At 45.7% G+C, this 19,385-nt stretch carries 20 protein-coding genes; 6 read left to right on the top strand and 14 right to left on the bottom strand.

Annotation, left to right across the window (positions count from 1 at the left end):
* Positions 1-6 precede the first annotated feature (6 nt).
* From tmk to AZI87_RS15225, 3 genes are all read right to left on the bottom strand, one after another.
* A complete protein-coding gene (tmk, locus tag AZI87_RS15235) occupies positions 7-642 on the bottom strand; it encodes a dTMP kinase (protein WP_063208854.1) in 636 nt (211 codons plus the stop codon).
* Positions 643-654: 12 nt separating this feature from the next.
* Entirely contained in the window at positions 655-1,818 is a 1,164-nt protein-coding gene (locus AZI87_RS15230; RefSeq protein WP_063208852.1) for a hypothetical protein, read from the bottom strand.
* Positions 1,819-1,941: 123 nt separating this feature from the next.
* Entirely contained in the window at positions 1,942-2,733 is a 792-nt protein-coding gene (locus tag AZI87_RS15225) for a metallophosphoesterase family protein (RefSeq protein WP_063208850.1), read from the bottom strand.
* A gap of 9 nt (positions 2,734-2,742) precedes the next feature.
* On the opposite strand from AZI87_RS15225, the gene AZI87_RS15220 reads away from it, so the two are divergent.
* The 3 genes from AZI87_RS15220 to AZI87_RS15210 all read left to right on the top strand — a co-directional run bounded on the left by AZI87_RS15220 (position 2,743) and on the right by AZI87_RS15210 (position 4,779).
* Positions 2,743-3,627 (top strand): diacylglycerol/lipid kinase family protein, encoded by an 885-nt coding sequence (locus tag AZI87_RS15220; RefSeq protein WP_172795532.1) that lies wholly within the window; start codon positions 2,743-2,745, stop codon positions 3,625-3,627.
* 97 nt (positions 3,628-3,724) lie between these two features.
* A complete protein-coding gene (locus tag AZI87_RS15215) occupies positions 3,725-3,946 on the top strand; it encodes a hypothetical protein (protein WP_063208846.1) in 222 nt (73 codons plus the stop codon).
* A 65-nt stretch (positions 3,947-4,011) separates the two neighbouring features.
* Entirely contained in the window at positions 4,012-4,779 is a 768-nt protein-coding gene (locus tag AZI87_RS15210; RefSeq protein ID WP_063208844.1) for a hypothetical protein, read from the top strand.
* Here the strand turns inward: AZI87_RS15210 and AZI87_RS15205 are convergent.
* Positions 4,776-5,240, bottom strand: a complete 465-nt coding sequence (locus tag AZI87_RS15205) for a hypothetical protein (RefSeq protein ID WP_063208842.1) — start codon at positions 5,238-5,240, stop codon at positions 4,776-4,778. The genes AZI87_RS15210 and AZI87_RS15205 overlap by 4 nt on opposite strands.
* Positions 5,241-5,383: 143 nt before the next feature.
* Here AZI87_RS15205 and secG point away from each other — a divergent pair, with 143 nt between their 5' ends.
* Together secG and AZI87_RS15195 are read left to right on the top strand one after the other, a co-directional pair.
* Positions 5,384-5,779: a preprotein translocase subunit SecG gene (secG, locus tag AZI87_RS15200; protein ID WP_063208840.1), complete on the top strand. Its 396-nt coding sequence runs from the start codon at positions 5,384-5,386 to the stop codon at positions 5,777-5,779.
* 41 nt (positions 5,780-5,820) lie between these two features.
* Positions 5,821-6,627 (top strand): TonB family protein, encoded by an 807-nt coding sequence (locus AZI87_RS15195; protein WP_063208838.1) that lies wholly within the window; start codon positions 5,821-5,823, stop codon positions 6,625-6,627.
* 275 nt (positions 6,628-6,902) lie between these two features.
* Here the strand turns inward: AZI87_RS15195 and AZI87_RS15190 are convergent, their stop codons facing one another.
* From AZI87_RS15190 to AZI87_RS15180, 3 genes are read right to left on the bottom strand one after another with little or no spacing between them, the layout of a single operon-like run.
* Positions 6,903-7,979 carry a phosphatase domain-containing protein gene (locus AZI87_RS15190; protein ID WP_063208836.1) on the bottom strand — a complete coding sequence of 359 codons (1,077 nt, stop codon included), beginning with the start codon at positions 7,977-7,979 and terminating at the stop codon, positions 6,903-6,905.
* A 32-nt stretch (positions 7,980-8,011) separates the two neighbouring features.
* Positions 8,012-9,574: a penicillin-insensitive murein endopeptidase gene (locus tag AZI87_RS15185; RefSeq protein WP_063208834.1), complete on the bottom strand. Its 1,563-nt coding sequence runs from the start codon at positions 9,572-9,574 to the stop codon at positions 8,012-8,014.
* Positions 9,575-9,630: 56 nt separating this feature from the next.
* Positions 9,631-10,488, bottom strand: coding sequence for an alpha/beta hydrolase (locus AZI87_RS15180; RefSeq protein WP_063208832.1), 858 nt, complete (start codon positions 10,486-10,488; stop codon positions 9,631-9,633).
* 9 nt (positions 10,489-10,497) lie between these two features.
* Here AZI87_RS15180 and AZI87_RS15175 point away from each other — a divergent pair, with 9 nt between their 5' ends.
* Positions 10,498-11,424: a CorA family divalent cation transporter gene (locus tag AZI87_RS15175; protein ID WP_063208830.1), complete on the top strand. Its 927-nt coding sequence runs from the start codon at positions 10,498-10,500 to the stop codon at positions 11,422-11,424.
* Here AZI87_RS15175 and AZI87_RS15170 read toward each other — a convergent pair.
* The 7 genes from AZI87_RS15170 to AZI87_RS15140 form a co-directional block, all read right to left on the bottom strand.
* The gene (locus AZI87_RS15170; RefSeq protein WP_063208828.1) at positions 11,421-12,242 is read right to left on the bottom strand and encodes a class I SAM-dependent methyltransferase; all 822 of its coding nucleotides are present in this window, start codon (positions 12,240-12,242) and stop codon (positions 11,421-11,423) included. The two genes, AZI87_RS15175 and AZI87_RS15170, sit on opposite strands and share 4 nt — an antisense overlap.
* A 38-nt stretch (positions 12,243-12,280) precedes the next feature.
* Positions 12,281-14,206: an Lnb N-terminal periplasmic domain-containing protein gene (locus AZI87_RS15165; protein WP_063208826.1), complete on the bottom strand. Its 1,926-nt coding sequence runs from the start codon at positions 14,204-14,206 to the stop codon at positions 12,281-12,283.
* A 153-nt stretch (positions 14,207-14,359) separates the two neighbouring features.
* Positions 14,360-14,851, bottom strand: coding sequence for a DUF3015 family protein (locus tag AZI87_RS15160; RefSeq protein ID WP_155722587.1), 492 nt, complete (start codon positions 14,849-14,851; stop codon positions 14,360-14,362).
* 121 nt (positions 14,852-14,972) lie between these two features.
* The gene (locus tag AZI87_RS15155; protein ID WP_063208824.1) at positions 14,973-15,917 is read right to left on the bottom strand and encodes a DUF429 domain-containing protein; all 945 of its coding nucleotides are present in this window, start codon (positions 15,915-15,917) and stop codon (positions 14,973-14,975) included.
* Entirely contained in the window at positions 15,863-16,855 is a 993-nt protein-coding gene (locus AZI87_RS15150) for a GHMP family kinase ATP-binding protein (RefSeq protein WP_063208822.1), read from the bottom strand. The genes AZI87_RS15155 and AZI87_RS15150 overlap by 55 nt, the downstream gene beginning before the upstream one ends.
* Positions 16,855-17,847: a DUF4340 domain-containing protein gene (locus AZI87_RS15145; RefSeq protein ID WP_063208820.1), complete on the bottom strand. Its 993-nt coding sequence runs from the start codon at positions 17,845-17,847 to the stop codon at positions 16,855-16,857. The genes AZI87_RS15150 and AZI87_RS15145 overlap by 1 nt, the downstream gene beginning before the upstream one ends.
* Complete coding sequence (locus AZI87_RS15140; protein WP_063208818.1) at positions 17,847-19,385, bottom strand: GldG family protein; 1,539 nt, start codon at positions 19,383-19,385, stop codon at positions 17,847-17,849. Before AZI87_RS15140 ends, AZI87_RS15145 begins: the two co-directional genes overlap by 1 nt.

Here is a 19,385-nt window from a genome sequence, read left to right as displayed (position 1 = left end):
AACAACCTATTTCAAAATATTCTTTTCGGCCAAAGCCTTCAGAAGTTGTTGGAAAAGAACTTCGGGAGTTTCTTGCGCATTGAGCACAAGCCATGAAGACGCTTCAGCGCGAGCTTGCTTTAAAAAAGACTGACGCACTTTTTCGTGAAAGGAATCCGCTTCAGACTCGATGCGATCTTCACTTTCTCCGTTAGCGGCCCCACGCCCTTGACGACGTGAGCGAGATTCCTCGACAGAAAGATCTAAAAGAATTGTTAGATCGGGTTTCAAACCACCCGTAGCGAAGTCGTTTAAAGACATCACATCTTTTTCAGAAATATCACGACCGCCGCCTTGAAAGGCCACTGAACTTGCGGTGAAGCGATCACAAAGAACCCACGTCCCTTTGGCCAAAGCCGGACGAATCACTTGTTCGACGTGTTGAGCGCGGCTTGCTTCATACAAAAGAAGTTCAGTGCGGGGAAGTGGCGAAGGCCCTTCCGTACGAAGAATCATATTGCGAATTTCATCCCCAAGAGGTGTTCCTCCCGGTTCACGAGTGCGTTGAAAAGCCACCCCACGACGCGCCAGTTCCCCTTCAAGGGCACGCATCAAGGAGCTCTTCCCAGAGCCATCCAATCCTTCAAAAACCAAAAATTTCATTAAGGCCAACTTCTAATTAAAGACTACACTGCAGCTACGGCCACGGCCGTACGATAGAACTTTGTCAGATATAGCGCGATAGACGTCAACAAAACGCATTCCGACAAGGCGCATTGAACCGCGAACGTCGCCAAATTCGAGTCTGACGAAGCCCTTAACCAATGGGGACACCGTGACACGAATAAGATGATGGCGTTCAAAGCGGTTGGTGAACGTCAATAGATCCGCCAACGGAGGCGGAGGAAAACCTAAACTCGAACTCAATCCAGCTGAGAAATACTCAGGTGATGACACACTATAACCAGGCACTGCCGGTGGATAAAACGAACTTCCTTTTAAAGTCTCAGCCCCATTTCGTCGGCCCAAAGTGATGCCCGCTTTACCGACAATACCCAAGACCGAAACTGCTGCTTTGGTATTATCAAAACTTTCTGAATTGTGGAAAATCTCAAAAACGAAGGCACGCTTTGATTTATTAAACGCGAAACTTAAACCCACTTCTTCGGCACCACCGCCGCCCTTACGCAAAACGCCGGTTTCAGCTAACGCTCCTACAGAAACACTCAATCCGAACTCGTTCGAGTCAATCACCAGAGGCGCTTGGGACCATAATTTATAATCAATACCTTTTAACACAGCTTGAACTGCTTGATGGCTGCGCACTGAAAAAGTTCTTTTTTCTGTCGGCGTCTGCTCGACTGTTTTTCCGAAGGCTTGCTTGGTTTTTACCTTCACAAAACTAAAGGCATCTCCGACCACACTGCCCGCGCCGAATACAAACTTTGTTGAATTCATAATACGAGCCGCATTAGCCAAGAACATCAAACGCATTTCTTGAAACTTTTGTTTTCTATCTTCAGGAAGACTTTCATAAGCCTGCATTGGGTCGGCTTCTTCGATAGATCCGCCTCGAGCTAAAATCTGCTGTTTTACTTTTTCAGGAAGCTTTAAGCCTAAAGCTGCTTTCATCTCTTCGCGGTCAGGGTACTTGTCAAACTCGAAGATCTTGTCTTCGGCAATTTTGATAAGCGTCCGCTCTTGGTCGGCGATCTGAACCTTATCTAGAAGTTTTTCTTCAACTTCCGTCTCAATACGAGACGGGTCTTCAGCCCATGAATGTGCTGAAGGCAAAAGGAAAAGCAAAGCCACCAATAAGAAGCGCCACTGTGTTTTCATACTGATGGGACTTGGTGCAAAGCCAAGACCGGGTTTTTCGAGTACTAAGTATTTGATTGGACGAGAGCTCGTATGTCTAAGCCTTCGACATCGAACCTTCCCAGGGCACTGAAAGCCGAGGCCTTACAGGTTTATAAATGGCTCCCATCTGACGGACTTGTGCACTTCGCCCTTCGGGATCACAAAACCTTCCTCGGAAAGAAAATACGTTTCAATATTCACACCCGCATTTTCAGTGGTGATAATATGAAAGCTATTAACCTCTCCGCGCAAGCGATCTGATGTCGCGCTTCCTGCAGATATGTGCAAAATCTGATGGCCCTCTTCATCTTTGACGGTGGCCACCCAATTTAAGTGCGAATGCCCACTTAAAACCAAATGCGGCTTCAGAGCCAAGACTCGATTCGCCAGATATTCAGGCTGGATGCGAGCCAGGTCTTTAGGTTGAAACAAAGGATGATGGCATGCAATCACCCGCAGGGCCGAGTCGGGCGCATTTGAAAAAACCTTTTCCGCGCGTTCGATATCTTTTTTTAAAACGCGTCCTTCAACGGGACGAAAAACACTGGCCGTACGGAATCCCACGATCACCATTTCGGGATCTTCAAAAGTGTCAGTCGTCACACTGCGGATAAAACGATTGTAGTTTCTCAAAGGCTGCACCAGACGCGCGACGAAATTGTACAAAGGAATATCGTGATTTCCGGGAATCGTTAATACTGGAAAGGGAGACCGTTTGATGAACTCGGCCGCGGCCTGATATTGGCCTTTGCGAGCCCGTTGGGTCCAATCCCCCGTCATGACGATCAGATCCAACTTTTGTTGTTGAGCCGCCAAAAAATTTTCAAGCGCCTCAATGGCCGGAGGATGAATGCGCCCGAAGTGGAGATCAGAAATATGCAGAACTCTCTTCATCGAAATACTATGAAAAAGATCCTCGTGTTGGTCAACCCCAAGGCTCGTCAAGGCCACTTGGTCGAGGAGGAAATTACGGCGTGGCTGAAAGAAAACGGCTATGAGGTGTTGGATCACAAGAGCACACCGAAACGTCCGATGACAGAAGTTATTGATGACTTCGCAAAAGAAAGTCCTATCGTGCTTGTCTCGGGTGGCGATGGTTCCGTGCGCGAAGCCTTGCCGGCTCTGATACGCCACAACCTTCCATTGCTTTTAATTCCCTCAGGAACCGCCAATAACTTAGCTCGAACTTTGAATATTCCAACAAACACCAAAGACGCTTTGGAACTTTTAAAAACCGGACAGATCCACGTCGTTGATACCGGCATCGTGAATGGCATTCCATTTATGAACGTAGTTGGATTAGGTTTAAGTACTCAAGTCAATCGAGTCGTGCAAGCAGACCTCAAGCGCTGGTTGGGTGTTTTTGCATTTATACTCACTGCTATCAAAGTATTATTACGAATGACACCCTTTTGGGTTCAATTGGAGTTCGATGGAAAAACCCACAATGCTTTTTCATGGCAAGTCAGTATTTGCAACGGAAGAAATTACGGAAACGGCCTGGTCATTCACAAAGACGCTTCTTTAGAAGACGCCACTTTACACGGTCTTAGCACCGAAACAAAAAAATGGTGGCATTCCTTTATTTTAATTCCCGCTTTGATCACCGGGAAGTTCAAGCACGAGAATGATGTAACAAGTTTTTCAGGTCAGACAATTCAACTTCGCACCAAACGCACCATGCACGTGGACGTAGATGGTGATGTGCGCACAACCACACCTCTTAAAATCCGCGTGCTACCTCGATCACTCCGTATTTTTATTCCCGTGGAATCAAATCAGACCTAACTCTTATTTTTAGTTTCAATTGCATAATAAACAGGACCTTTTCTGATTTCGCTGGAAGCTTTTGTTAGAATAAGAAATGTCATTTGAGGAGGTTCCCATGGCTGATAAGTATATCAATAATATTCAACCGGTCTTCACCACACCTCAAAAGCCTATCGACAGGCCCAAACAACTTCACACAATGGAAGGACCACCTGAAGAATACATCAACGAGTATGATGGCAAGGGCAAAGTGCCAACACCTGAAGAGAGCAAGTCCTCATCCTCCCCGCCCGGAGAGAACTTAAAAAACGAAGACAAAGACAACTTCTCTCATTAAAAAAGGCGCACAGTGAGTGCGCCTTTTTTATTTGCTTTCAATTTATCAGCAGCATACAAATTCGTATGCGTATTTTATATTTTATATTTTTTCTTCTATTTCCTCTCATCGTCCCGGCACAGACTCCGGTCTCTGAACCGGTTGCAGAAACACAAACAGAATCGGTAACTCCTTCGGCGCAAGAAGAAAAAGAAGCAGAAAGAAGCCAACTTGAAAAGATCGCCTCGTCGACACTGGGAATCCTGGATGAGTCTCGAGTCAACCGCCAAGAAAATAAATATTTCGTGATCGGCGACTATGCGCCGTTTGATCTTTTAATTCCAAGCAAATGGGGCGTGACGGCGGGAATCAATCAAGGTGCGCAGAAATCCTGGGAGCTCGAGTTCATGCAAGGCTCTTTAGCACTGCCTTTTTTCGTTGATGATTTGGGAAAGATGACAGAGCGACGTATTTCTCTGATTCGTCGCAGTTATGGTAACAACAACAGTTTTCACTGGAGTTACGGCATCACCTACTTCTCTTTCAATGCGCAATTGGGAAATGAATTTATCGACGCCATCAGCGGCTCTTATCCTGACGCCGAAGTTGTGGGTATCGAAGCCTGGGGATTCAATCTCGCTTTTGGCAATCGTTGGACCATCAAAAAGAACTTTACGATTGGTGTGGATTGGTTTTCTTGGGCGCAACCCATCCACGTATCAAAACGCGATGACGACTATATCAACTATGCGACTAACAACGAGTACAAGGACGAGGTCAATACCACATTGGATATCGCCTCTTACTTTCCCCGCTTTACGCTCGCGAAAATTCAGCTGGGGTGGATGTTCTAATCCAAAATCCAGTTTTTATCTGATTTGTGAAACTTGAAAACGCCTAAGGGTTGAGATTCCACTTCGCCCTTATCCATGCCTTGTTGAACAATCAATCCGCGGGCCTCGCTAAAATTAAAGCGACGGCTTTTGCTGGCATCCACCCGAGAGGCAATTCCTAAAAGTGTGCGACGAAACTTCAGGGGATAAGTCTCGACCACCACCGACACCGTGGCCAGGGTCTCACTTTGCATCTTCACCTCTTCCACAGAAACCTTGGAATTGTCTTGAATGAACTGTGTATAGGCTTGATGCAGCCATTGGGATTGAGAAAGGCTGTCGTCGGCCTCTTGCTTAATTTGCTCAGAAAATTTCTTTTCAGCGAGCTCTAGTGCCTTTGTTTTAAGCACTTTTTCATCTGAGGTGCAGGCCGTAAGGAATTGGAAACTTAAAAACAGAAGGACGATCAGAGTTTTTTTCATAAGCCTTAGTCTATAGCGTGGCTTAAATTTGAAAAGACCAGCTCATGACATAGAGCATCAATGTCTTGGATTTAGGGCACTTTGGGGTGGACGAAGACCCCTGTTTGTCCCTATATTCAGGGATCTTTGGGAGATACTAGAAAATGACTACTTTCATTGGAATTCTTCATATCATCGTTGCTTTGGTCTTGATCGTTCTTGTTTTGATTCAAGATTCTAAAAGTGATGGCGCTCTTGGTATGGGCGGCGCTAGCGGTTCAAACTCTTTGTTGGGTGCAACGGGCGCACAATCTTTGGCTGGTAAAATGACAGTTTGGGCAGCAATCCTTTTCGCGGTTAGCTGTTTGACGTTGTCTATTTTGACTTCTTCTAAAACTAAATCTGTTGTGGATTCTTTGCCTTTGCCAACAGCTCCAGCTGCGGCTCCTGCAACAACAGAAACTAACGGTGCAGCCGCAGTTCCTGCGGAAACTCCAGCAGCAACAGCAACTCCTGCAGCTTCTCCAGCCGCTACACCGGCTGCTTCTCCTGCTCAGTAATTTTAGTACATCTTCAAAAAGTTCTTCGCTATAGTTTCTCTATGGCGAAGAACAACTGGTTGATTTCCACTCTGATTATTTTAGGTCTTGTTAGCGTAGGTCTTTCTCTTTTCGTAGCAACACAAACCGAAAAGCAAAAGCCTGGCTCTCGCCCCTTAGCGCGTATTGAACTCAATCTTGGCAAAGTCTTCGTCTTACGCAAGAACCTCACGCAAAAAGAAACTCTCACGCGCAAGTCGACACTCTTCGCGTTGGATTCAGTCGAAACCGGCGTGGATGGCGACGCGACCATGGAATTTGATTCCGCCTACCGCATCCGCATTCCTGAAAATTCACTGATCACAATTGATGAAGAAAGCGATCGCATCGTTTTGATTTTAAAAAGAGGCGACCTGCAAGTAGAAAACTTCGGCCGCGAAGGCAGCGTGTACATCTCTAAAGATGGCATCCGCTGGAGCGCCACCGACTACGAAATGAACTACAAAAAACAAGCTCCGGCAGAAACATTGCCAGACCTCGCCCCTGCAGAAACAAGTCCGACACAACCCACACCCAACATTCAAGAAGGCCTGACTTCTGAGTTCATTCAAGACACCTTGAAAACTCACCGCGGCTCATTCTTCAAATGCTACACCCAACTCCTACAAAAAACTCCCGGAGTCACAGGACAAGCCTCCATCACCTTCACCATCGAACGCACCGGAAAAGTCAACCAAGCCGAAATAGCATCCTCAAGCATCAACGACGCCGGTTTCAAAAAATGCCTGCTAGAAGCCACCCGCCGAGTCGAATTCAAATCCTTCAACGGCGACCCCATTTCCACAGTCTTCCCTCTGCGCTTCGAATAAACGCACCTGGTTCCTTTTCAACACAAAGGGAAGCAGGTACCCAAAACGCACGAAGCCTAAACTTGATTCCTGTCGCAGTTATTTCCGACACGTAAGTCCTTAACGAGGGCTTACCGTTTTAAAGTTTATTGAAGTTCATACGAAGGACGGCCTTCGGTGGCGCCACGACGGCGCGAACCGAGCCGAAGGCTCGGCACCGACTGAGCCCGGATGGCGTGCCGCCCGCAGCTATGAGCTTCAATAAAGTTTAAAACGGTAAGCCCGGCGCAAAGGCCCTAACGATAGTCGTGAAGATAATCAATCCGCTCAGGAATCCAAGGCTCGTGGACTCCTTCCATTTCGTACACTCTTCCATCCTCAACAGTTTTTTCTTTCAGCGGGCTAACAGAAGGTTCGTAAGAGTTGTGCAGCAATCCCTTCTCGTTGAAGAAAGGTTTCACCTCTTGATAGGCTCTTTCGCCTAAGACACCGCGACGGATGAATTCGTCAAAACTTTTCATGAGCTCTTCAGGTGTGTAGCCGTAATTGTAAATCATGTCTTGAATGACGCCGTAAATTCCATCAAGGCCTAAACGATGATCTTGGTAAAGATCCAACGCCACTTGAAAAGTATTGTACGTCGCTAGCGTGCGGCGCCCGAACTTCAAATAGTAATCAGGGTCTGTATCGGTCGCAAGATTGATGTAGATTTTTTCGACCGGATCTTGCTCTGGAATATTCGCTTGCAAATCTAAGATGGTATTTACTTGTTCACCGGTGACATTCAAACCTTCTAATGTCGTGCGAATGTCGTGAGCCCCCAAACGTCGCGAACAGATATCGGAATAAAGATTATAGATGATCGCATCCGTTTCGCTATCATCTCCCCAACAGATTTGACGAACGTTATCGGCAAGTCTGGTTCTCAGTTGCATCAAGGCTTGAAGTTTGTATCCCACTTGTTTCGTCAAACGCCAGAAGCGGCCCGGACGAAGATTCGCCAAGTTGTCTTTATAAAAACAACCAAACGGTCGAATATTATCTAAAGAGAATTTTTCAGAGATGCGCTCTTCCATTTGCGGAGGTGAGGCCGTGATGAAATAAATCGGAAAGTACATATAGCCTTTTTGTTGCTTACGGTACTCCGACAAAGACTGCATCAGCACGTTGGTGCCAGGAATGTTTTTCTTATTTAAGGCGCGCTCCAGAATTGTGGTCATCAGACCCGAAAGCGAATCAATGGTCGTGTCGAGATAAGTTTTATCCAAATCCCAGATAAAGACTTCTTCGTGACTCTTTTCCATTCCTTCCGATACATACCGGAAGAAAACCACGTCCCCATTCATTTCACTTCGATCACGCCAATCAGCCATAATCTAAAGTGTGTCAGTCTAAAAGGGATTCGTCAAAAACAACCCGAACCGTGAGAGGGCTCTGCCATTTGGCGGCAACGAACCTGGGCGCTCGAACACTTCACTCGTAAATGGAAGTGATTGTGATGGTCGGTGTCGGCGATCAAACGGCGCAAGGTTTCGTAAGCCAGACCTTCGTTTTTACCCTTTTGCAGCTCACCATTTTTGATAGCTATATTGCATAGCGATTTCTTTAAAACCTTATGAATAAAGATTCGGTCAATAAGGTTGGTCTTTACCACATGCTTAAAGAGCTTCCACTGTTCTTCTTCCATCCAATTTGCATGAGGTTTATCAACCGCCACTGCCGAAGCAAAGAAGCCTTGAAAAGACTTATTGTTAAAGAAAAGGGCTACGTCCGCATCCAAACCATTTTGATGTGATTTGTGGGATCCAAGCTTTCCACCTTTTTCACGAGACAAATCCCCGATCGACATCACGTAACCGGGAATTTCTTTTTTTGTGAAAAGACCCATCTGCGCCACGATGTAACCCAACTCATTTGTTGCAAAGTGAGTCAAACGCGCCGGACGCATGACTTTAAAACCCGCAGGCTCATGAGTCTCTTGATAGCGCAACATGTTCATCGCGTTCTCGAGACGACCTTGATTCACAGGCCCAATGGCCTGACTGACTTTTTTAATCTCAGGTTTTGCATCCGCAGCTGGTTCTTCTTTTTTAGGGTCCTCTTTTTTCGGATCATCCTTCTTGGGAGTCTCTGGGCGAGGAATAGGAACTGGAACCTTTGGAGTCTCCGTTTTAGGCGGTTCTTCTTTTTTAGGTTCTTCCTTCTTAGGCTCATCCTTCTTTGGAGTTTCCGGACGAGGAGCAGGAACTGGCGCTTTCGGAGTCTCCGTTTTCGGTGGCTCCTCTTTCTTGGGCTCTTCCTTTTTTGGTTCTTCTTTTTTGGGCTCTGGCTTTACATCCAAAAGATTTTCGATATCTTCTTTGACACTGCCGACGTACGAACCCAGATCGCCATCGACCTCATCGGCACCACCCTCGGATTCCAATTCCTCTTCGGTCTGTTCAGGCGTAGTCGGCTCTTCTTTTTTCTCTTCCCCAGAATCTTTCTTAGGTGCTTCTTGATGAGACTCAATCTGGTGATGATAGATCAAACCATCGGCATACAAGTAAATATCGATAAATGAAGAATGACAGGTGCCTTCCTCGCTTAAGCAGGTCGCTTTAGCTGCTAACTTCACACCTTGAGGCAAAGACACCTCTTTACGGGCACTGCGCAGATTAATGAAGCCCTCTTGATCCACCAACCCTGCTAGATCCACATCAATCATTTGCAACGACTGTCCTTGAACGGGCAGATATTCAATTTTACCTGTGAGAGTCATGGCCTTCGTTGTCGGATCAAAAACAACATTGGTGTCCACCAAACGAGTCGCCCCGCGAGCAATTTTATAACCGTCTTGTTCGACCACCGTAGGGCGCGGCGGTTCATAGGTCGTAACCGGCGTTGAACCCTGGTCGCGCTGATCGGGAGCACAGGCTGTGATTATTAAAGGAAGCGTAAAAATAAGAGTAAAAAGACGGCTCTTCATCCTGCGCTCTCACTTGCAGGAAGCATGCTTTCTAAGATGCAATAAAAGAGCTTTGACTACTTAGACACTGTCAAAGTTTTAGATAGGTAAGCCAATAATTGATCCCGAAGCTCGCCATTACGAAGCTCATAAAGGTCTCCATGATGTCCGCCCGGAATCACCCAAAATTCTTTGGGACTGCGAGCTGCCGCAAACATCTTCTCGGAGTTCTTAAGCTCTACCGCGTAGTCGTCAGCTCCATGAATAAAAAGAAGCGGTAACGGAGAAATGTCTGCTAAAGACTTCGGTGCATAGTTGTCACTGATCACAAAGTAGCTGATAGGTTGAAGGGGCCAGGTGAACCAGCGACGGCTTAAAACATTGCGTGCCATTTGCTGGTAGGAAGAAAAGCTCGCTTCGATAATCACGTTTCGAATGGGAACTTCATTTTTAATTTCTTCCACGGTTCGTAAGGCGACAATCCCACCCAAGCTATGACCATAGATGATCAAAGGACGAGAATCTTTTTTTAGATGCAACCATTCGGCAGCAGCCATTCCCGCTTCAACGGTGCTTTCTGGCGAAGGTTTTCCCGTAGACAGACCGTAACCTGGATAATCAAAAATAAAGTAGTTATATCCCTTGGCCGGCAGCCAGTGGAACATCAAAAAGTGCGACGTTAAGTTTTCGGCATTGCCATGAAAGAAGAGCAAAGTTCCTTTGCTTTCTGTCACGGTCGTTGCGGGGAAATACCACCCATGAATTGTGTTTCCGCTTTGCGTTTTCAAAAACACATCTTCAGGCTGCATTTTAATCTTCGCCGGATCAAAAAGTTTTTCCTTCATAGGAAAATAGAAATACGACTGGCAGCCTGTCAGAGACAGCAACGCAATGCATTTCAAAAAGGTACGGCGAAGCTTAAAAAACTTTGTCATACTGGGATCATGAAACGGTTTGAGCACCAATGGCAAGATTTTAAGTGGGTCGACTGCGAAGCTCCTTCGCAGGAAAATTTCGTTCAACTTGCAGAAGAGTTTCCCATTCCGCTCCAGGTGCTTTCCAGTTGTTTAGATCCGGAGCACTTACCGACAGCCGAGTTCTATGAAAAATGCTTAATGATTATTTTGCGTCATCAGGATTTACAGGCCAAGCCGAAAGCCGCCACGATGCAAGAGCTGACAACAAAGCTGGTTCTCTTTATCGGGAAAGACTTCGTGCTTTCCGTTCACCGCTCGGCCCTTCCATGTACATCCGAGAAAAAAGACAAAGCCGCTTTTGAAAAGCACACGCTCAATTCTTTAGTAAAAAATCTAGTTCTTCAGACCATTAAGAGTTTCGATATCCCTTTAGACCATTTGGATTCGAAGACGGATATTATTGAAGAACGCGTCTTTGCGTTAAAGCGCAGAAACATCCTACGCGAAGGTTATACAATCAAACGCAAAGTGTCCTCGTATCGCAAAGTTTTTAAGTTCACCGCCGATATTCTGAACAAAGTTAGCAATGAAGTGACCATCCCCTTACGCGATTTAAATCACGTGCGCGAACCCTTAGAAAAGTTAATTTTCTATGCGGACGGGATCCATGAAGAAATCACTGGCCTATTAAATCTTCATCTGTCGTTGATGTCACAGAAAACCAATGAAGCCTCTTATCGAACGAACGAAGTCATGCGTGTACTGACCGTTTTTTCGATCTTCTTTTTGCCTTTGAATTTTATCGCCGGTATTTACGGAATGAACTTCGACAATATGCCTGAGCTGCATACCCAAAACGGTTACTACATCATTTTAAGCGTGATGCTACTGGTGGTGATCGTAATTACTTATTGGATTTTCAAAAAAGGTTGGCTTAAAAAAGACAACCTTTAAGTGTACGCCTTGGCCTGTACGAAAGAATAATAAAATACGGCATTGGGATCACTGGCGACCTTTGCCATCTCATCTTTCATTCCCTGAACGATCTCGTCCGAAACATACTCTGCTTCCACCAACTGGTCACTGGCACTTAAAAGAAGTTCCGTCCAGTACTCAATACAATCCTTACGTGCTTGCGGAGAGCGATTGTCCAAGTACCAAGTCTTCACCTCGGTTTGAATGTCTTTATATCCTAGTTGCATCAAAAAATTCCCCAGCTTCGCTCCCACAAAAGGATCCCCTTTTTGAGTCAGCTGATACTCGTTAAATGCCATCCAATATTTGGAAACATTCGGAGAATAAGGGTCCAAGAAGAAAGAAGCATTCATCACCTCGGTGATATAAATCACCGAGCCGGGACGAAGAACGCGGCGAACTTCCGAAAGCACTCGTATCGGATCAGGAACATGTTCTAGGATCCAACACAAAAATGCGCCGTCAAACGCGTTCGCAGAAAATTTCATCGAAGTCGCATCCATCTCTTGCAACTGAAAGCGGCCATTCGCAAAAGGCATTTGTGATAGATGATATTGAGCCGCTTCCAATTGTTTGGTACTGCGATCAATACCCGTCAAATTCAAGTCAGGAAAACGGCGCAGAATAATTTCGCTTTGTGCACCGACACCACAGCCGACTTCCAAAAGATTTTGTACGGAAGCCAGATTGATATTTTGATAAACCGTGTATTCGCCAAAGCGGGCTTGCTTACGCAAACGCTCTTGTTCGTCTTTGGAAAATCCGTGCAAGTAAGGAAACGCCGTGGACTGCGACATACAAAAAGCTCCCTGAAACAGTGGAACATCGAGAATCGTCAGTAATAATTAAACAGCTGAAGACTCGTTTCCTCAAGGAATCTCTCATTGCGATAAGACGCTCGGACACCGAAGGATTTTGTGAAACTGTATTGCGTTTCTATTTGGCTTCTAAAGTAATCCTGCTTGTTCCACGCCGAGTCACGACGATAGTAAAGGCCGCCCTGCCATAACCACCACGCATTCACTTTATAGTGAACTTCCCAAAGAGGCCCTGCACCCACCCAGAAATTGTTATCTGCCAAAGAAGGCCCGTAATGCACTTCGCCTTGAACCTGAGCCGTGATGTCAAAAGTGCCATAGTCAAATGTCCAACCACCACCCAACTTCATAACGCCTTCATGCGTGGGCAGAAAGTTTTCATTGCGAGTTCTTTCGATGCCTAACTTAAATCTCCAAGAGTGGTCTGGAATCAAAGAAGACCAGGGACTGGCAGAAACAAGTTCAAAAGCCGCGAAATTTTCAAGCTCAAAACGTTTTTCATCGGGATTGTTGTAAGAAGATCCATAAGAAAAACCCAAATCAAAAAAAGTGATTTGAGAATAAGTTGGATATCCCCATGCCGGATCTAAACGGTCGTGCAAAGCAAAGCGATGAGTCAGAAGTGCGAGATCCTTATCTGCAGTGTCGTGCAGATACCCAACACCCCAACGACCTGAAGGATGCGCCAAGTGCGGACGCTCCTCGGGCGCCGGGTCGATTCTAATAATTTGAGGTTCTACGGAAATTTCGCTGCGCTTTCCTAAAACCCGCATCTTCAGCTGCGCTTCTCGCCCCGCCTCTTGCACCTCTTTTGAGTATTGAAAATCAATGAAGTCGATAAACGCATCTAAGATTTTAGCTTGCGATTCGGGCGTTCTGTCTTGAAAAGACTTTCCATAAATAATTTCGTCTTGCGTGCGGATTTGGTGAACAAGTTCGGCAAATTCTTGCTGCTCTTCTTTATTCAGAATTTTTCCGCGCTCAAAGTAAACCTGACGAATGGAAGGACGGTATTTATAACTCTTAATTAAAGAAGTCTTCGTCCAAAGAACACGGATCGTGTCTGCCGGGATCACATAGTGGTCCAAGTGAGCTAAAATATCTACCTTCGGATCAGCAGCTTCCAAAATAGAAAGCATGTGGTATGAGCAGTTTTCAGTCAGATACCAGTAATCAATCTGGGCCGGACCCAATTCCCACACGTGAGCGACCAACATCGAAACCGCGCGAGGCTTGATATCCAGTTCGTACTCCCACAAATCACGAGACTCGGCATTATTATACTCGCGAACCTTATAATAATAAGGAATGGCGCGAAACTGCCCGGGGAAAAGACCGAAGAGTCCCTTAAAGCCATAAAGGAAGGCGTTATTCGTGTCGGCTTCTGCCGCATAATTAAGGCCGTAATCCAAGAGCTCGTGCCGTTGACCATCTTGTCCTGCCGCTTTATTCACTCGCAAAAACGTGTGGCCGAAGGCAGATGACGGGTTATTTAGGTAGTAACTTGAAAAAACCAATGAAACCGACTCACCCTGCATACCTTTTGCAAAAGAAAGATAGCGATCACACTTCAAATCCTTCCAAGCAATGCTTTCATTTTTAAGATGATCTTTCAGCCACTGATAGCGTGCGGGAAACTTGCATTGCGCATGTTCGTTCACGTCCGCAGAAGGCTCTTGAAAGAAGGCCTGAATTGTTGCTTCCAGTTCTGCATGAGGATCTTTTTTTCCATTGGCTGATAAGAAGAAATTCGGGCTATCGATCTGACTTTCTGTAACAAAGAACGTATCACGTTCAAAGTGAAGAAGCTTTTTCCACTGACGGTCCTCTGAAAGTTTCTTAGCTTGAGAGATTTGCAGCACTTTCGCCGCTAACGATGAATCTGGGATTGGCGAGGCTGACCAAGAATGTACAAAAAGAAGAGGAAGTAACGACAAAAGCATAGAACCATCTTTCTGGCTCTGTACAAATTTGACAAGAACTATCCTTCAGGGATTTCTTTTTAAGCTACATATAAAAATCAGTAACAGAGAAATAAAAAACGCAGTGACCGAAGCCACTGCGTTTCGAATTTCCTCACTAAAGGAAGCTAAATATTAAGCGCCGCAAACGTTGTTTTGCGCAACAACTGCGTTGATGTTAGCTTCGATAGCTGCAGGTTGCATGTTTGTCTCAACGAAGATTTTATTGTAGTTCTTCTTCATTACAGGAGCAAACGCTGAAGAGTTGCAACCCATCAAGTTAGCAAGACCTGCCAAAGTTTCACCTTGTCCACGAGCTGCGTCGTTAGCCAAAGCCAATTTGTTCACTTCGATGAAAGCAGGAACTTCGCGACCTGATTTGAAGATACCGTCTTGTTGACAGTTCAATGTACCAGTAGAGATACCGAAAGTTTGAGAACCAGAAGTTCCGTTAGTAGTTGCCGCAAGAACTTGGTTGCCATCAGAACCCATAACGATAGAACCGAAACCACAACCTGCTGAACCATAACCTTGGCCAGAAACTTGTGACAAAAGACCGCTTTTCTTTTGAGCGTGAGCAACACCAGATACCAACAATGCTACAAGAACGACATTTACCAATTTCACTGAAAACCTCCGTGTGTGATTTGGTTAGACATCCAAAATTGTGAAATGACTTTGATGCGGAGGCAAACAAAAACGGGGCTAGTTTAAAAAACGAGCCCCAAAAAAACTTAAGAATTATGTTTCAAAAAGAATCCCACTTGATCGAAGGCTTCGGGAACTCAATCCAGTCTTCGCGACGCGGGAATCCCTCAGGTCGAGCTTCCGTTAATCCTTTAAACTGCAAGAACGCCGTGAGAGCACAGATAAAGGATTCAAAGGCATGATTGTTTTCGATCATCAATTTCACGTCTTGGTCATAGACGAAAGCCACGTTGTGGGAGCTCAGGGCATTTAAGATCTCACGACGGCTTTCGTCGCCGCCTATGGAGTGCTTATGAAAGCGCAAGTGGCTTTTCATCACGTTCAAAGAACGCCCGACTCTCCAGACCGATAACTTCGGAAACACCTCAATACATGGCATGACCAAACGCCGTTTGATAAACATAGCGCGAGCCAAAAGAGGTGCAGTGTTCGCCCCCATTGCGTGTTGAAGATTGAAAGGCTCTTCAAGCTCCGTTGAAAGATAAAGCTCAACGCAGCGTTGGGTGTACGGAGTAAAGAGCTTGCGCGGTTTCTTTTTTTTATGCTGCTTGCGGGTGTAATCCCACATCCACTTCACATGTTCTTCCGGACATCCCTCAATGCCAGGACAGTGAGGAACACAGCGCAAACAGAATGGCGGATTGAAAGGCACATCAAAAGCGACGCTCTCTATTTCTTGGTGATACTGCTGGATGATCTCCAGGATTTTAAAATCTGCCGAATGCACTTCATCGCTTTTGATTTTTTCAACGAGCCGGGAAAGAAAGACTTTTTTGTGCTTGGGATAGTATTCAAGAACTGAAACACAGGCTTTGTCGGATTTGCCACCACTAAGGGAGACTCCAATAAAGCGGTGCACCTCACCGGCGTGAGATGCCGTGGAAGAAGCTGCCATTTTTTTAACAGCAGACTTCTTCGTCGTTTTCTTTTTTACAGAGGATCGACGGGTTTTGCGTCCATCACCTGAAAGCCGGCTTCTTGGCATGCTTGAGCGACCCCTTTGCGTTTGTCAGGAGGACACCAGACTAGAACACAGCCACCGCCTCCTGCTCCACAAATTTTAACAGCCTCAGCCCCATTTCGCAAAGAGACTTCCGCAAGCTTATAGATCTCAGGACTCGAAAACTCGGGAGCTAAACGCACGCGCGCATCAAATTCCCGTTTAAAAAGTGTGCCAAGTTCATTCCAGTTGCCAGCTCGCACCGCATGCTCTGTCTCAATAGCGACAACCTTGAGGTCACGCAATGCTTGTAAGGTGGTCGCGTCTTTGGCCACCGAGTCTTTCATCACTTCAAAGTTGTTAAGACCCGAATGATGCGCTTTTCCCGTATAGACCAGCATGAACTTTTCAGCCAGCGGCGAATGACTGACTTTCATGACATCTTGTTCAACGCCATCATAGCTGTAACGAAGAACATTAAGACCACCGGAAGCCGCCGGGTAATAGTCTTGAGTCCCCGTCGGAGTATTTAAAATTTCAGCTTCAATATTGTGAGCAGCATGCACCATTTGATGAATGTCTTTGAAAGGCCTTCCACAAAACAGAGAAAACGCTTTCATCAAACTGATCGTCAAGCTAGAGCTTCCGCCCAAGCCACCCCCAACTGGACTGTCCGAAGAAGTTTTCAAAGTAAAACCTTTTGTCGGCATCCAGTAACGAAGCTGCGTCTGCAACAAAATCATTCTGGGATCAGTGTCGGAAAGAGCATCGACCAAATTCGTATAAGCTTTTTTCAGTTTCAAATCGACGGATTCAAGTACAATCGTCGAATCATCATGAGGAGTCAGTTCCGCCGTCGTATAAACGTCAATGGCGACATTCACCGTGGAAGCTCCATTGATAAACAGATACAGAGGCCACAAATCCAGTGTGCCCCCTGCTAGATCCACGCGTGTTGGTGATTTGACAACAATCTTTTGCATTACTTCTTTTCTTTCTGGCCAGCCATGGCTTGTTGCTGATCTTCACCTTCTTTGGTTTCCGGTTTTGAAGGTGGAGTCTCTTTTAAGTCATCCGGTGACATTTTAATAAATCTATCCAAAGCCCCGGCTTCCATCTTCATCTGGAAAGCCGGATCACTGACCTTTGCATAAATCAGCAGATCAGGAGCCTGAGTCACTTCTGCCTTCCAAGACTTATCCGCGATTTGTAAATCCATAGTGAACAAGGACTTTCCCGCAGGAATTTTCTCTTTGTTAGCAAGAATCTCTGCCGCTTTGGCTTCAGCGATCGCGCTCAGGACTTCACGCACCTTGTTTTGGTCAAGCTTGTAGTCTTTCTTCGCACCGACAAGCTGCCAAACACCATCGACCCTTTTAAGTTCCATCGTGCCTTTGGAATTTTTAAGTTTTAGAACATCGACGCTTGCAATTTTGTGACGAAGAAAGCGACGGTCCCTGAAATCCGAAGCCGTTTTATTTGCGCGGTTCTGCCATACCGAATTCACAATCAGCACACGATTTTCATTTCCGCGGCGGGCAAAAACATTTTCTTCAAAATTTCTTTTATTGGAAATCTGAAATACATTTTCTTTTCCATCAGAGGTTTTGAAGGTGATTTGCGCTAAGGGCTTATCCAGACCGTACATGGCCCAGTCAATCTCTCCCCCCTCGCGCGCCACTTCGATCACTCTTTCTGGGAAGACGTTTTTAACAAAATCATCGGCGGCGGCATTGTCTGCCAAGTCTTTAAGGGGTTCGATCAATTCCCATCCATCCACACTGCGTTTCAGAACGATTTTTTGTTCGCCTTTCAGAATCTCAAAAGAGTCGACGTGCTCGAAATTCAGAGTCATAAGACGGGCTTGCTCCATATTCGTATCTTCGGTTTTTTTGTCGCGAAGATAGTCCCAGTAAGCGTAACCACCCAAAATCAAAAGACACAGAACAAGAATCGTACGACCTTTGAGTTTCATTAGGCATTTCTCCTTCTAAGATAAAGACCTACGCTGGTTCCTAGTAGTAGCAATGGCAATGGAATAATAAAGGCAAACAAGAAGACGCCGAACTTCGTTTCGGTAAGCAACATTTGCGTCGCCGCCGGGTCCTTCGGAGTAATGCTGATCAGATTTTCTTCTTTAGCCAACGCCGCAATGGAATTCAAAACCAAGTCGCGGTTCAGGTTTTGATAAAGCATCTGATTCGACATGAAATCAACGTCCCCGGCGATGATCGCCGAAAACTGTTTCGCATCCTCAGGAGTTCCTGGAAAGCGTCCAACGACTTCGTCAACCAAAGCAAAGCTGCCTTCAGGGCCATCGCCTGAAATTTTCATGCTTTGGAAAGCCATGCTGTTTGCGGGAGTTTTTACGATCTCTTCGACAATCATGGTTTCAGGCACTTTGCCTTTTTTCAAAGACTGTGGATAGCGGAACAAAGTCACCTCACTACGAGCAAAACTTTTCGTGATTTGATTTGTTTGCGAGAACACCCCACCGACTGTAGGACCTTGATTGATACCACGACCCATGACCGTATCTACAATCGTCATCACGTAGTTGTTCTCAAGTTGCACTCCCAGTTTACCAACAAGTCCATCAAGTCCTGCCGAGTTCTGGGATTCTAACGCTAAGAAAAGGCTACCACCTTTTTTTAGATACTCTTCCAAAGCGGTGATTTCAAAAGCTTGAAAGCCTTGGATAGGACCAGCAATCACGATCACGTCGGCATCATCCGGAATCTTCGGATTCTGAATCAGTGGCAGCTCTTTCACCACGTACCGATTGTTTTCAAGCATTAGTTTTAAAGAGCCAAGTCCCAGACCTTCTTTGCTGTCATTCAAATCTTTTTCGCCGTGGCCGACAGTGAAGTAAATCGTCTTTGTTTTTTCGCGAGTTACTTTTACAAGAGCACTCGTAAATTCTTGCTCATCAATACGTTCAACACGGTTGCGACGACCTTTGTAATCCAAAAAGACGACACCGCTTCCTTTATCCACGCCATACTCTTGAGCCAGGTCCGGTCGTTCATTTACTTCAACAAAGTCCAATTGAACTTTGGAACTTTGATCCTGGTACTTCTTGATCAGTTCGCGGAACATGCGACGGTTTTCTTCATTTCCTTCCACACCTTTTTTGTAAAAGAAAAGAACTTTTAAATCAGAATCCAAAGATTTGATCAGCTTTACCGACTGATCTGACAAAGTGTTAGATTGAGCGGATGAAAAGTCCCACGTTTTATAGTGCTTTACGCCTAGGTAGTTCACCAATGCCAACACTGCCAGCATAAGCACAATCAAGACACCCATGCTCATGCCTTCTTTTGTCGTCTTCATAACGAAGAACTCTTTAAAGAAAGCGCGATCCTTCGCTAAGCCCAGTCCTAGGAAAAACACGGCCAAGCCCAACGCCAACCAACAAAATGGCACCCAATCACCAATCAGGTAACGAGTGATCGACATAGACACTAAGGAAATACCAGCAAAAAGAAATGCGATTTTACCAAGTTTGCTCAT

It is taken from the genome of Bdellovibrio bacteriovorus (assembly GCF_001592745.1).
Taxonomy (GTDB): domain Bacteria; phylum Bdellovibrionota; class Bdellovibrionia; order Bdellovibrionales; family Bdellovibrionaceae; genus Bdellovibrio; species Bdellovibrio bacteriovorus_B.
This window is presented reverse-complemented; position numbering and strand designations above follow the sequence as displayed.

What these genes read in the sequence shown, in the direction of transcription:
- AZI87_RS15150 (WP_063208822.1), bottom strand. Translation starts at nt 16,855, where the DNA reads ATGCAAAAGATTGTTGTCAAATCACCAACACGCGTGGATCTAGCAGGG.
- AZI87_RS15205 (WP_063208842.1), bottom strand. Translation starts at nt 5,240, where the DNA reads ATGAAAAAAACTCTGATCGTCCTTCTGTTTTTAAGTTTCCAATTCCTT.
- AZI87_RS15175 (WP_063208830.1), top strand. Translation starts at nt 10,498, where the DNA reads ATGAAACGGTTTGAGCACCAATGGCAAGATTTTAAGTGGGTCGACTGC.
- AZI87_RS15210 (WP_063208844.1), top strand. Translation starts at nt 4,012, where the DNA reads ATGCGTATTTTATATTTTATATTTTTTCTTCTATTTCCTCTCATCGTC.
- secG (WP_063208840.1), top strand. Translation starts at nt 5,384, where the DNA reads ATGACTACTTTCATTGGAATTCTTCATATCATCGTTGCTTTGGTCTTG.
- AZI87_RS15220 (WP_172795532.1), top strand. Translation starts at nt 2,743, where the DNA reads ATGAAAAAGATCCTCGTGTTGGTCAACCCCAAGGCTCGTCAAGGCCAC.
- AZI87_RS15225 (WP_063208850.1), bottom strand. Translation starts at nt 2,733, where the DNA reads ATGAAGAGAGTTCTGCATATTTCTGATCTCCACTTCGGGCGCATTCAT.
- tmk (WP_063208854.1), bottom strand. Translation starts at nt 642, where the DNA reads ATGAAATTTTTGGTTTTTGAAGGATTGGATGGCTCTGGGAAGAGCTCC.
- AZI87_RS15155 (WP_063208824.1), bottom strand. Translation starts at nt 15,917, where the DNA reads ATGCCAAGAAGCCGGCTTTCAGGTGATGGACGCAAAACCCGTCGATCC.
- AZI87_RS15185 (WP_063208834.1), bottom strand. Translation starts at nt 9,574, where the DNA reads ATGAAGAGCCGTCTTTTTACTCTTATTTTTACGCTTCCTTTAATAATC.
- AZI87_RS15190 (WP_063208836.1), bottom strand. Translation starts at nt 7,979, where the DNA reads ATGGCTGATTGGCGTGATCGAAGTGAAATGAATGGGGACGTGGTTTTC.
- AZI87_RS15215 (WP_063208846.1), top strand. Translation starts at nt 3,725, where the DNA reads ATGGCTGATAAGTATATCAATAATATTCAACCGGTCTTCACCACACCT.
- AZI87_RS15195 (WP_063208838.1), top strand. Translation starts at nt 5,821, where the DNA reads ATGGCGAAGAACAACTGGTTGATTTCCACTCTGATTATTTTAGGTCTT.
- AZI87_RS15230 (WP_063208852.1), bottom strand. Translation starts at nt 1,818, where the DNA reads ATGAAAACACAGTGGCGCTTCTTATTGGTGGCTTTGCTTTTCCTTTTG.
- AZI87_RS15180 (WP_063208832.1), bottom strand. Translation starts at nt 10,488, where the DNA reads ATGACAAAGTTTTTTAAGCTTCGCCGTACCTTTTTGAAATGCATTGCG.
- AZI87_RS15165 (WP_063208826.1), bottom strand. Translation starts at nt 14,206, where the DNA reads ATGCTTTTGTCGTTACTTCCTCTTCTTTTTGTACATTCTTGGTCAGCC.
- AZI87_RS15140 (WP_063208818.1), bottom strand. Translation starts at nt 19,385, where the DNA reads ATGAGCAAACTTGGTAAAATCGCATTTCTTTTTGCTGGTATTTCCTTA.
- AZI87_RS15170 (WP_063208828.1), bottom strand. Translation starts at nt 12,242, where the DNA reads ATGTCGCAGTCCACGGCGTTTCCTTACTTGCACGGATTTTCCAAAGAC.
- AZI87_RS15145 (WP_063208820.1), bottom strand. Translation starts at nt 17,847, where the DNA reads ATGAAACTCAAAGGTCGTACGATTCTTGTTCTGTGTCTTTTGATTTTG.